The sequence below is a fragment of the Streptomyces sp. NPDC005878 genome (assembly GCF_040629815.1).
GTDB lineage: Bacteria > Actinomycetota > Actinomycetes > Streptomycetales > Streptomycetaceae > Streptomyces.
Window position 1 is genome coordinate 535,924 of sequence record NZ_JBEXWK010000001.1, and the last position, 12,143, is coordinate 548,066.

Annotated in this window: 11 protein-coding genes; 4 read left to right on the forward strand and 7 right to left on the reverse strand. The window is 73.3% G+C overall.

Translation table 11 applies throughout. The features are described from left to right. Positions 1-31 precede the first annotated feature (31 nt). From ABZ404_RS02480 to ABZ404_RS02495, 4 genes are all read right to left on the reverse strand, one after another. The gene (locus tag ABZ404_RS02480) at positions 32-604 is read right to left on the reverse strand and encodes a toxin (protein ID WP_358835279.1); all 573 of its coding nucleotides are present in this window, start codon (positions 602-604) and stop codon (positions 32-34) included. Positions 605-833: 229 nt separating this feature from the next. Beyond that, complete coding sequence (locus tag ABZ404_RS02485) at positions 834-2,975, reverse strand: xanthine dehydrogenase family protein molybdopterin-binding subunit (RefSeq protein WP_358835278.1); 2,142 nt, start codon at positions 2,973-2,975, stop codon at positions 834-836. Next, positions 2,972-3,964, reverse strand: a complete 993-nt coding sequence (locus ABZ404_RS02490; RefSeq protein WP_358835277.1) for a xanthine dehydrogenase family protein subunit M — start codon at positions 3,962-3,964, stop codon at positions 2,972-2,974. Before ABZ404_RS02490 ends, ABZ404_RS02485 begins: the two co-directional genes overlap by 4 nt. Continuing rightward, positions 3,961-4,524, reverse strand: a complete 564-nt coding sequence (locus ABZ404_RS02495; RefSeq protein ID WP_358835276.1) for a 2Fe-2S iron-sulfur cluster-binding protein — start codon at positions 4,522-4,524, stop codon at positions 3,961-3,963. Before ABZ404_RS02495 ends, ABZ404_RS02490 begins: the two co-directional genes overlap by 4 nt. Before the next feature lie 250 nt (positions 4,525-4,774). Here ABZ404_RS02495 and ABZ404_RS02500 point away from each other — a divergent pair, with 250 nt between their 5' ends. After that, positions 4,775-5,380, forward strand: a complete 606-nt coding sequence (locus tag ABZ404_RS02500) for a TetR/AcrR family transcriptional regulator (RefSeq protein ID WP_358835275.1) — start codon at positions 4,775-4,777, stop codon at positions 5,378-5,380. Here ABZ404_RS02500 and ABZ404_RS02505 read toward each other — a convergent pair. Further along, positions 5,377-5,796, reverse strand: coding sequence for a YjbQ family protein (locus tag ABZ404_RS02505; protein ID WP_358835274.1), 420 nt, complete (start codon positions 5,794-5,796; stop codon positions 5,377-5,379). The two genes, ABZ404_RS02500 and ABZ404_RS02505, sit on opposite strands and share 4 nt — an antisense overlap. Before the next feature lie 98 nt (positions 5,797-5,894). On the opposite strand from ABZ404_RS02505, the gene ABZ404_RS02510 reads away from it, so the two are divergent. Then, positions 5,895-6,977, forward strand: a complete 1,083-nt coding sequence (locus ABZ404_RS02510) for an NAD(P)-binding domain-containing protein (RefSeq protein WP_358835273.1) — start codon at positions 5,895-5,897, stop codon at positions 6,975-6,977. Between the two features lie 167 nt (positions 6,978-7,144). On the opposite strand, the gene mltG is transcribed toward ABZ404_RS02510, so the two are convergent. Then, positions 7,145-7,975, reverse strand: coding sequence for an endolytic transglycosylase MltG (gene mltG / locus ABZ404_RS02515; RefSeq protein ID WP_358835272.1), 831 nt, complete (start codon positions 7,973-7,975; stop codon positions 7,145-7,147). Positions 7,976-8,011: 36 nt separating this feature from the next. Continuing rightward, entirely contained in the window at positions 8,012-9,817 is a 1,806-nt protein-coding gene (locus ABZ404_RS02520) for an ABC transporter ATP-binding protein (protein WP_358835271.1), read from the reverse strand. Positions 9,818-9,971: 154 nt separating this feature from the next. On the opposite strand from ABZ404_RS02520, the gene ABZ404_RS02525 reads away from it, so the two are divergent. After that, complete coding sequence (locus ABZ404_RS02525; RefSeq protein ID WP_358835270.1) at positions 9,972-10,415, forward strand: MarR family transcriptional regulator; 444 nt, start codon at positions 9,972-9,974, stop codon at positions 10,413-10,415. A gap of 251 nt (positions 10,416-10,666) precedes the next feature. Beyond that, entirely contained in the window at positions 10,667-12,100 is a 1,434-nt protein-coding gene (locus ABZ404_RS02530) for a Gfo/Idh/MocA family oxidoreductase (RefSeq protein WP_358835269.1), read from the forward strand. The last annotated feature ends 43 nt before the right edge of the window (positions 12,101-12,143 follow it).

Consider the following 12,143-nt stretch of genomic DNA (forward strand, 5'->3'; position numbering starts at 1 on the left):
CAGTCATCCGTTGCCCGTCATCCGTCGCACGTCATCCGTTGTCCGGCTTTCCCACGCCGCTCTCGATCCGGGCGACGACCTCGGCGGCCTCGTCCGGGACGCCCCAGGCGGGTTCGAGCCATCGCTTGGTGGCCCGGGCGAGGATCAGCGAGGCCATCGTCTCGGCCTCCTGCTCCTCGTCGTCGCTGTAGCGCGAGCGCATCAGCATGCTCTGGACCACTCCCGGCTCCACGTCCCCGAACAGCCGCCCCGCGTCGGTCCGGTCGAAATTCACCGACCCCCGGTGCTGGAAGGCGATATGCGCCAGCTCATGGGCGATGATGTGTTCTTTGTGTGACTGCGATGCGGCCTTCTCATAAGCGATGACATCGAAGTCATCCATTTTCAGCCAAAGACCGAAGAGATGACGCTCGGGGAACGGCATCGGAATGAGATGGATCGGCCGCCGGTTCTGCGCACTGAGATAGCGGTGCAGTTCCTCGATGCCGCACCCGTGCTCCATGCCCCACTGCGCGAGCAGCGCCTCACAGGTATGACGGACCTCTTTGAGACGGCGCCTGCGCCGACGGCCCTCCGCTGACGGTAACGCTGAGTCAGGAAGCACGGAATTGACCCTCACTGATTCCATGAGCCCGTGATTCAGGGCCCCTGATCCCCGCGGACAATGCGGCCATGATGCCATACGCCCAACACGGATAAGATTGCCGTGAGTTCACTTCGGACGGGTGGGGCGGAAATGTGCCGGTGCCCCTTTCGTCCGGGTCATGGTGAAAGGGCGCGGGCGATCCCGTAAGAGGACTCCGGTCCCGCCCGCCGCCCCGCCCGGTCCCGCGTCAGGCTCCCCTGTTCCCGTCCGGCCCGGTCCCGGCCGCGAGGATCCGGGCCGGGCGGATGGGCAGCGCGCGGTGGCGGACGCCGGTCGCGTGCCAGACCGCGTTGGCGACCGCCGCCGCGGCCCCCACGATCCCGATCTCCCCGATGCCCTTGATCCCCACCGGGTCGTCCGCGTCCGGGTCGTCCACCCAGTCCGCCTCGATCCTGGGGACGTCGGCGTGCGCCGCGAAGTGGTAGCCCGCGAGGTCCGGCCCGACATGGGCGCCCGAGGCGCGGTCGCGGACCGCCTCCTCGTGCAGCGCCATGGAGATGCCCCACACCATCCCCCCGGTCAACTGCCCGCGGGCGGTGAGCGGGTTGACGATCCGGCCCGCCGCGAAGATCCCGAGCATCCGCCGGACCCGGACCTCGCCGGTGGCGGGGTCCACGGCGACCTCGGCGAACTGCGCCCCGAAGGAGTGCCGTTCCTTCTCGGGCAGCGCGGCGATCGCGGCGGAGGTGTCCGAGCGGACCGTGACGCCCTCGGGCGGGAGGTCGCCGCCGAGCGCCAGCCGCTCGCGGAGTCCGGCCGCGGCGGCCATGATCGCCCAGGCCCAGGAGCGGGTGCCCGCCGAGCCGCCGGCCACCATCGCCGGCCCGAAGTCGCTGTCACCGATCCGGACCCGGACGCGGCCCGGCTCGACCTCCAGCGCGTCCGCCGCGATCAGCGCCAGCGCGGTGCGCGCGCCCGTGCCGATGTCGGCCGCGCTGATCCGTACGGTGAAGGTGCCGTCCGCCTCGGCCGTCACGGCCGCGGTGGAGGGGCGGGCGCCCGCCGGGAAGGTGGCCGCCGCGGTGCCGGTGCCGAGGAGCCAGCGCCCCTCGCGCCGCACTCCCGGGCGCGGGTCGCGCCGCGCCCAGCCGAACCGGCGGGCGCCCTCCTCGAAGCAGGCGAGCAGACCGCGGCCGGCGAACGGCAGACCGGAGACGGGCCCGACAGCGGGTTCGTTGCGGGCCCGCAGCGCGATCGGGTCGATGCCCAGCCGCTCGGCGAGTTCGTCGAGCGCGGACTCCACCGCGAACGAGCCGGGCGCCTCGCCGGGCGCGCGCATCCAGGTCGGGGTCGGCACATCGAGCCGGACGAGCCGGTTGGCGGTGCGGTGCGCGTCGGCGTCGTACATCACCCGGCCGAACGAGGCGCTCGACTCGACGAACTCATGGACGGTCGAGGTGGCGTTCCGCGCCTCGTGCCCGAAGGCGCGCAGCCGTCCGTCGGCGTCGGCTCCCAGCCGGACGCGGTGGGCGGTGGGGCTGCGGTAGCCGATCAGCGAGAACATCTGACGTCGGGTCAGGACGACGCGGACCGGGCGCCGGAGCACGGTCGCCGCCATCACGGCGGCCACCTGGTGGGGGCGTACGCCCTTGGAGCCGAAGCCGCCGCCGACGTGCTCGGACAGCACCCGTACGGAGGCGGGGTCGAGCGAGAACAGCTTGGCCAGCTCGCCGGCCACCCAGGTGCTGCCCTGGTTGGAGTCGTACACCTCCAGCCGGCCGCCGTCCCAGCGGGCGGTGGCCGCGTGCGGCTCCATCGGGTGGTGGTGCTCCTCCGGCGTGGTGTAGCGCGCGTCCACGACGACGGCGGACGCGGCGAGTTCACGCTCCAGGTCCCCCTTGTCCGTCTCGTTGGTCCCGCGCGGCTCGGGGGTGTAGGCGCCGGGCCCGTCGGGGACGAAGGCGACGTCGTGCGGCTCCGTCCCGTACCGGACGACCAGCGCCTCGGCGGCCTCCCTGGCCTGTTCGGAGGTCTCGGCGACGACCAGTGCCACCGGCCAGCCGGCGCAGGGCACCCGGTCGCTCTGGAAGAGGCCGACGATCGGGTCGGGCCGGCCCAGCAGGCCCACGTAGTCGGCGTCGACGCGCGGCGCGTTGCCGTGGTGCAGCACGGCCAGGACGCCCGGCAGGGCGAGGACCGGGCCGCTCTCCACGGAACGGACACGGCCGCGCGCGACGGTGGACACCACCAGCCAGCCGTGGGCGAGGCCGGGGAAGGGGATCTCGCCCGCGTAGCGGGCGGCGCCGGTGACCTTGGCGCGGCCTTCCAGACGGGTGTGGGGGGTGCCGACGGCGCCGGTGACCCGGCCGGTTCCGGTGGTCGTGGTCATCGGGCGGCCTCCTCGGCGAGTTCGGTGAGCGCGGCCACGATCAGATTGCGTGTCAGCGTCACCTTGTATCCGTTGTGGGGCAGCGCCCGCGCCGCCGTGAGCTCCGCGTCGGCCGCCGAGGCGAAGGCGTCGGCGTCCGCGGGCCCACCGGTCAGCGCCCGCTCGGCGGTACGGGCCCGCCACGGCCGGGACGCCACGGCCCCCAGCGCGAGGCGCACGTCGTGGACCGCGCCGTCGCGTACGTCGAGGGCGGCGGCGACGGAGCCGATCGCGAAGGCGTACGAGGCGCGTTCGCGCACCTTGCGGTAGCGCGAGAGGGCGGCGACGGGCGCCGGGGGCAGCGTCACCGCCGTGATCAGCGCGCCCGGCGGCAGCGCGGTCTCCCGGTGCGGGGTGTCGCCGACCGGCAGGTAGAACGCCTCCAGCGGCACCGTGCCGGGACCGTCCCCCGCCTCGTAGGAGACGACCGCGTCGAAGGCGGCGAGCGCCACCCCCAGGTCCGAGGGGTGGACGGCCACGCAGTGCGCGGAGGCGCCGAGGATCGCGTGGTTGTGGTGCTCGCCCTCGACGGCGGAGCAGCCGCTGCCGGGGGCGCGTTTGTTGCAGGGGGCGGCGAGGTCGGTGAAGTAGCCGCAGCGGGTGCGCTGGAGGAGGTTGCCGCCGACGGTGGCCATGTTGCGCAGCTGGCCAGAGGCGCCGGCGAGGACCGCCTGCGCCAGCGCCGGGTAGCGGCGGCGCACCTCGGGGTGGGCGGCGAGGTCGCTGTTGGTGACGGTCGCGCCGATGCGCAGTCCGCGGTCCGGTGTGGTCTCGATCCGGTCGAGGGGCAGTTCGGTGACGTCGACGAGGAGGGCGGGCCGCTCCACACCGGACTTCATCAGGTCGACGAGGTTGGTGCCGCCGCCCAGGAAACGCGCCTCGGGGTCGGCGCCGAGCAGCGCCACCGCGCCGGGAACGTCAGCCGCGCGCCGGTAGGCGAACTCCCTCACGCCCCCTCCCCCGTCCCGGCCGGGCCGCCCTGCACGGCCCCGGCGGCCCGTGCCACCGCTTCCACGATCGGCACATAGGCGCCGCAGCGGCACAGGTTGCCGCTCATGCGCTCGCGGATCTCCTCGGCGGTCAGCTCCGGGATCCCGGCCTCGGGCCGGACGTCGGCGGTCACCGCGCTCGGCCAGCCCGCCGCGTGTTCCTCGATCACGGCGAGGGCCGAACAGATCTGCCCGGGGGTGCAGTAGCCGCACTGGTAGCCGTCGAGGTCGAGGAAGGCCTGCTGGACCGGATGGAGCCGGTCGCCGTCCGCCACGCCCTCGATGGTGGTGATGTCGCGCCCCTCGGCGGCGACCGCGAGCTGGAGGCAGGACAGGACGCGGCGCCCGTCGACCAGGACGGTGCACGCCCCGCACTGCCCCTGGTCGCACCCCTTCTTGGTGCCGGTCAGGTCGAGGCGCTCGCGCAGGGCGTCGAGCAGCGTGGTGCGGTGGTCGACGGGCAGCGGGTACTTCTCGCCGTTGACGCTCAAGGTGATGACGCTGGACGTCGATGGGGTCATGAGCAGCCTTCTCTCGCGTGGGTGATGCGAAGCGCCGTCCATCGGGAACCTGCGGGGCGCGGCGGCGAGAGGCCGGTCGGGCGTGCGCCGGCCGTCCACTCCGGCCGCGTCCGCCGCCAAGGTGGACCTAAACGGACAGGTGTCCGTTAACCTCCGAACCTAACGGACACCTCTCCGTTCAACAAGGGCACCATCCGCCGGGCCGCCGCTCCGCCCGGGGCACGCGTACGCGCACGCGGAAGGAGGACGGGTGCGACAGAAGAAGGAGACTCCGGTGGACCGGGAGACGCCGTTGCGCTCGGACGCGCAACGCAACCGCGAGCGCATCCTGGAGGTGGCGCTCGCCGAGCTGACCCGCTCGGCCGACGTCCCGCTGAGCGCGATCGCCAAGAAGGCCGGGGTCGGACAGGGCACGTTCTACCGCCACTTCCCCCACCGCGAGGCCCTGGTCCTGGAGGTCTACCGGTACGAGGTGCGGCAGGTCGCCGACACCGCGGCGCAGCTCCTCGCGACCCGCGCGCCGGACCGGGCCCTGCGCGAGTGGATGGACCGCCTCGCCCAGTACGCGATGGCCAAGGCGGGCCTGGCCGACGCGATGCGCAGGGCCACCGCGAGTGGCACCCCGGCCGGGCCCGGCCACGGGCCGATCACCGCGGCCGTCACGCTGCTCCTCGACGCGAACGAGGAGGCGGGCACCATCCGCCCGGGGGTGGGCCCCGACGACTTCCTGCTCGCCATCGCCGGCCTCTGGCAGCTCGACCCGCACGGCGACTGGCAGGCCCGCTCCCGCCGCCTCCTCGACCTCGTCATGGACGGACTGCGGGCGGGGGCGCCGGGTCCCGGCGGGCGCCGCTAACCGAGGAAGCTGAGCCGCACCTGCCGGTCGGGGTTGTCCTTGTTCGTGTCGACCAGGCACACCGACTGCCAGGTCCCCAGCTCCAGCCGCCCGGCGACGACCGGCAGCGTGGCGTGCGGGGGCACCAGCGCGGGCAGCACGTGGTCGCGGCCGTGGCCGGGGCTGCCGTGGCGGTGCTGCCAGCGGTCGTCCGCCGGAAGCAGGGTGTGCAGCGCGGCCAGCAGGTCGTCGTCGCTGCCCGCGCCGGTCTCGAGGACGGCGATCCCGGCCGTGGCGTGCGGCACGAAGACGTTCAGGAGGCCGTCGCCGCCGCCGGCGGCCTCGCGGAGGAAGTGCTCGCACTCCCGGGTCAGGTCGGTGACGGTCTCGGCGGTGCCGGTGGTGAGGCGCAGAACGCGCGTGGTGAAGACGGACATGGCCCCATCCTCGCGCTCCCGCGGCGAGAACGCCCCATCCGGCCGGACACGGCGTGGCCCCCGGGAAGATCCCCGCGCCTGCCGTGGTTGGCAGAGCCGTGAACGACTTCGAGGCACAGGACGTGGACGTGGTGGTCATCGGCGCCGGGCAGGCGGGCCTGTCCGGCGCCTACCACCTGCGCCGGGCCGGCCTTGAGCCGGACCGCGACTTCGTGGTCCTCGACCGCGCGCCCCGGCCGGGCGGCGCCTGGCAGTTCCGCTGGCCCTCGCTGACGTACGGCAAGGTGCACGGGATGCACGCGCTGCCCGGGATGGAGCTGACCGGAGCGGACCCGGACCGGCCCTCCTCGGAGGTGATCGCGCGGTACTTCGCCGACTACGAGGCCGCCTTCGGGCTGCGGGTGCACCGGCCGGTGGAGGTCAGCGCCGTGCGGGAGGGCGAGGGCGGCCGGCTGCGCGTCGAGACGTCCGAGGGCGTGTACGCCGCCCGCGCCCTGATCAACGCCACCGGCACCTGGGACCGGCCGTTCTGGCCGCGCTACCCGGGCCAGGAGACGTTCCGGGGCCGCCAGCTGCACACCGCGAACTATCCGGGGCCCGAGGAGTTCGCAGATCAGCGGGTGGTCGTGGTGGGCGGTGGCGCCTCCGGTACCCAGCATCTGATGGAGATCGCGGAGTACGCGGCCGCCACGACCTGGGTGACCCGGCGCCCGCCCGTCTTCCGGGAGGGCCCGTTCAGCGAGGAGTGGGGCCGGGCGGCGGTCGCGATGGTCGAGGAGCGCGTCCGGCAGGGGCTGGCGCCCCGGAGCGTGGTGTCGGTGACGGGGCTGCCGCTCAACGACGCGATCCGCGCGGCCCGCGCGAGCGGGGTGCTGGAGCGGCTGCCGATGTTCGACCGGATCACCCCGGGCGGGGTGGCGTGGGACGACGGGCGCGTCGTGGACGCGGATGTCATCCTTTGGGCCACCGGGTTCCGGCCGGTGATCGACCACTTGGCACCGCTGAGACTGCGTACGTTCGGGGGCGGCATACAGATCGAGGGCACCCGCGCCGTACGGGACGAGCGGGTGCATCTCGTGGGGTACGGGCCGTCCGCTTCCACGATCGGGGCGAACCGCGCCGGACGCGCGGCCGTCCGGGAGATCAGGAAGCTGCTGGACGCCCCGGTGGAAGTGGTGTGACGCGTCCCGGGGGGGGCCGCCGTGGAGCCGTCCGCGCGGGGTTCCCGCGCCGGGCAAGCGCTGCTGGGCCCAGGGCGGCCTTTGGCAAGGGCGACCGTGCTTGAGGCAGCCAGTGGCAAGGGCGATCGCGCCCGGGGCAGCCGGTGGCAAGGGCGGCCGGGCCCGGGTCAGCCGGGCGTCCTGGCCCGGGTCTTGTTGAACTCCTCCACGTTCCGCTGCTGTTCCGCGTAGTCCGCCGTGAAGCGGGTGTCCCCCGGGGCCACCGTGACGAAGTAGAGCCAGTCCCCCGGCGGGGGCGCGATCGCCGCCCTGAGGGCCTGTTGGCCGGGGTTGCCGATCGGGGTCGGCGGCAGACCACCGCGCGCGTACGTGTTGTACGGGCTGTCGGTGCGGGTGTCGGCGTGCGTGGTCGTCAGCGTCGAGCGGTCGAGGGCGTAGTTGAGCGTCGAGTCCATCTGTAGCGGCATGCCCTTGGCCAGCCGGTTGTGGACGACCCGGGAGACCTTGCCCATGTCGGCCGCGGTGTCGGCCTCGGCCTGCACGATGCTGGCGACGATCACGGCCTGATAGGTCGTCAACCGCATGCGCCGCGCGCCTTCCCCGATGCGGTCCTGGTCGAGGCGCCGGTTGGCGGTGTCGACCATATAGGCGAGCAGCCCGCCGGGAGTGGTCTTGTCGGTCACCGGATAGGTGGCCGGGAAGAGGTAGCCCTCGGGGTTGCCCCGGGCCTCGGCCGGAAGGGCGAGCCGTGCCTCGGAGGCCGCCCGGCGGGTGGTGCCCGCCGCCACGTCGAGACGCTGGTCGATCGCCGCGTAGACCTGTCCGGCGCGCCGGCCCTCCGGGACCACCAGGGGTTTCGCCTTCCCGCCGGTCTCCCGCAGCACCAGGACGAGCACCGCCGCTCCCGCCAGGAGCACCAGCGCGAGGGCGCCGAGGAGGATCCAGCCGCGCCGGGTGAGCCCGGTCCGGCGTCCGGACCCGCGTGAGGAATCCGTCATACCGGCACGTTAACCCCGTGGACCCCGTGAACCCCGTCAGGAGGCGACGGGCGCCAGCCGTGCGTCGCGGCGCACCAGTGCGGCGTACTTGCCGCCCTGGTCGAGCAGTTGCTCGTGGGTTCCGCGCTCGGCGATCCGGCCGCCGTCCAGGACGACGATCTGGTCGGCGTCCCGGACGGTGGAGAGGCGGTGCGCGATGGTGAGCGTGGTGCGGCCCGCCGAGAGCGCGTCGATGGCCTGCTGGACGGCGTGTTCCGTACGGGTGTCCAGCGCGCTGGTGGCCTCGTCGAGGATGAGGACGGGCGGGTCGCGCAGGATCGTCCGGGCGATGGCGAGGCGCTGCTTCTCGCCGCCGGAGAAGCGGTAGCCGCGCTCGCCGACCACCGTGTCGTAGCCGTCGGGCAGGGAGGCGATGTGGTCGTGGATCTGGGCCGTGCGGGCGGCGGCCTCCAGCTCCTCGTCGGTGGCGTCGGGCTTGGCGAAGCGGAGGTTGTCGGCGACGGAGGCGTGGAAGAGGTACGTCTCCTGGGAGACCACGCCGACCGCGCGCGCGAGGGTGTCGAAGTCCAGGTCGCGCACGTCGACTCCGTCGAGGGTGACCCGGCCGCCCGTCACGTCGTACAGCCGCGGCACCAGGTAGCTGAGCGTGGACTTGCCCGCGCCGGTGGGACCGACGACGGCGAGGCTGGTGCCGGCCGGGACGGTCACGTCGACGCCGCTGAGCGTGGGGCCGCTCTTCTCGTCGTACGCGAAGTCGACCGACTCGAAGCGGATCTCGCCGCGGACCTTGTCCAGGCGGACCGGGTTCTCGGACTCGGTGATGTCGACCGGGAGGTCGAGGTATTCGAAGATGCGCTGGAAGAGGGCGAGCGAGGTCTGCATCTGCACCCCGGTGGAGAGCAGGCTCACGGCGGGCCGGAACAGGCCCTGCTGGAGCGAGACGAAGGCGACGAGGGTGCCGAGGGAGATCGAGGGGCCACCCGCCTGGAGGGTGAGGCCCGCGGCCCAGTAGATGACGGCGGGCATCGCGGCCATGACGATGCCGATGGTCGACATCCGCCACCGGCCGGCCATGCTGGAGCGCACTTCGAGGTCGACCAGGCGCTCGGACTCGGCGGCGAAGGACCGGGTGAGCGAGTCGGCGCGGCCCATGGTGCGGCCGAGCAGGATGCCGCTGACCGACAGCGACTCGGTGACCTCGGCGGCCATCGCGGCCATCTGCTTCTGGCGCTGGGTGGTGATCTTCTTGCGCTCGCGGCCGACCTTGCGGCTGATCCAGACGAAGACCGGCAGCAGGAGCAGGGAGACGGCGGTCAGCCGCCAGTCGAGGGCCAGCATGGCGACCACGGTGGCCACCACGGCGGTGAGGTTGGAGACGAGCGAGGTGGCGGTGGAGGTGACGGTCGCCTGCATGCCGCCGATGTCGTTGGCGATGCGGGACTGGACCTCGCCGGTCCGGGTGCGGGTGAAGAAGGCGAGCGGCATCCGCTGGAGCTGTGCGTAGACCCCGGTGCGCAGGTCGTGCATCACGCGCTGGCCGACGGTGGTGGAGATCAGCGTCTGCAGGACGCCGAAGACGCCGGTGACGACGGCGGTCGCGAGCATGCCGAGGGCGAGCAGGCTGAGCAGCCCGGTGCGGCCCTGCGGGATGGCGACGTCCAGGATCTCGCGCAGCAGGAACGGCGAGGCGACCGAGACCAGTGAGGACGCGGCGACCAGCAGGCCGACGACCGCCAGCCGGCCGCGGTAGGGGCGGAAGAGCCGCAGGATGCGCCGCGTCTGCGCGGGCGGCTCCTCGCGGCCACGGGGCGGGGGCGTCCAGGAGGATTCCTCGGGGTGCATGGGCTCCTTCGCAGGGTGGGACGGCACGGGGACGGCGGCGGCGCCGTTCGCGGGTCCGTTGGGGCCCTCGGGGCGACGCCATCGACAAGACTTGTGGAGCATAGCTCACTGTTACCTATACTCACAATGCACATGGTCCTGATATTGTTCCCGCATGAGCACCACCGACGCCGACGGCGTGCTGGCCGAGCAGTTGCTCCGGCTCACTCGCAGACTCCACCGCATCCACAAGCAGTACCTGGAGCCGGTCGGCATCACCCCTGCCCAGTCCCGGCTGCTGCGGACGGTCGCGCACTACGACAGCCCGCCCCGCATGGCCGACCTCGCCGCCCGTCTCGAGGTGGTGCCGCGCGCCGTGACCACCCTGGTCGACGCCCTGGAGGAGAGCGGGAACGTGCGCCGGGTCCCCGACCCGACCAACCGCCGTGTGGTGCGCATCGAGCTCACCGACACGGGCCGGGCGACGCTGCGTTCGCTGCGCGGTGCCCGACGGGGCGCGGCGGAGGAGATCCTGGCGCCGTTGAGCGCGGACCAGCGCGAGGTGCTCGGCGGTCTGCTGTCCGCCCTGGTCGACGGAGTGCCCGAGCGCCGCTGCTGAGGGCCCGCCGCCTCCCGCGCGTCGAGGGGGTCCCGCCGCCTCGCGCGTGCTGCGGGTCGGCCGCCTCCCGCGCCTCCCACGAACCGGACGTGTCCGGACGTACCGTGACGTCGTGCACCGGTGCGCCTCCCCGGGGCGGCCCCGGGCGTCGGCAGGCCCCCTTGCGCGGCAGCAGCCCAACAACCATGTTCCTTAACGAGGTTCGTGTAACGCCGCGCAGGAATCAGCTCCCTCTCTTCCCAGGAGACTCGATGAACGACGCAGCTCCGCAGAACCACGACATCAGCAGACGCTCCGTCCTGTGGACGGCGGGGGCCGCGGGCGCGGGGGTCGGCATGGGCGCCCTGGGCACGGGCAGCGCCGCGGCCGAGGAGGCGGCGCGGACCGGGCAGCCCGTGCGGGCCGCCGCTCAGGAGGCGCCCGCGCCCCGGCGCCAGGGCCGGAGCATGATCGGGGTGCCGTTCCAGCGGCGCTCCACGGTCCGGGTGGGGCTGATCGGCCTCGGCAACCGCGGCGGCAGCATGATCGACCTCTATCTCGCCGTTCCCGGGGTGCGGGTCGTGGCACTCTGCGACCCGGTCAGGGACAAGGCGCGGCGCGCCGCCGCCAAGGTGACCGCGGCGGGTCAGCCCGCGCCGGCCGTCTACGTCAACGGCGACCACGACTACGAAGAGCTCCTGAAGCGGGGCGACATCGACTTCGTGCACATCGCCACGCCCTGGGACTCCCACTTCGAGATCACCAGGGCGGCCCTGCTGAACGGTGTGCACGCGGGCGTGGAGTGCCCGGCCTCGATGCACCTGGACCAGCTGTGGGAGCTGGTCGACCTCTCCGAACGCACCCGCCGCCACTGCATGCAGCTGGAGAACTGCTGCTACGGCAGGAACGAGATGCGGGTGCTGCGGATGGCGCACGCGGGCAAGTTCGGCGAGCTGCTGCACGGGGCGGGCGCCTACATCCACGATCTGCGCGGCCTGATGTTCGACCCGAAGTACTACGAGGGCCCCTGGCGGCGGCTGTGGCACACCCGGCTGCGCGGCGACCTCTACCCCACGCACGGCTTCGGCCCGGTCGCCAACTACATGGACGTCAACCGCGGGGACCGCGTGGTGTCCATCGTCAGCATGGGCACGCCCGCGCTGGGTCTCGCGGAGTACCGCGAGACCCATATGCCCCCGGGCGACCCGAGCTTCAAGGAGTCGTACGTCGAGAGCGACCGGACGATCTCCCTGGTGCAGACGGCCAGGGGCCGGGTGATCCGCCTGGAGCACGACGTGTCGACGCCGCACCCCTACAGCCGGATCAACAGCCTCGGCGGCACCAAGGGCCTTTTCGAGGACTACCCGGAGCGGATCTACCTGGAGCCGGACCAGCACGACGACAACTGGGGCGACTTCTCCCGGTACGCGGAGTGGGACCACTGGCTCTGGAAGGAGCACGCCAACCCGCCCGGCGGGCACGGCGGCATGGACTACATGCTGGTGTTCCGGCTGATGCAGTGCATGCGCCTGGGCCTGGTACCGGACTTCGACGTGTACGACGCGGCCACCTGGTCGGCGCCGGTGCCGCTGAGCCACCTCTCCCTCAAGGCGGGCGGCGCGCCCCAGCGGATCCCCGACTTCACCCGGGGCGAGTGGCACCGGCCCCGCCCCGGTATGGACTCCGAGAAGCCCGCGGAGGCCTGAGAGCCCCCGCGGGGCCCGTGCCCGGCGGCGGACACGGGCCCCG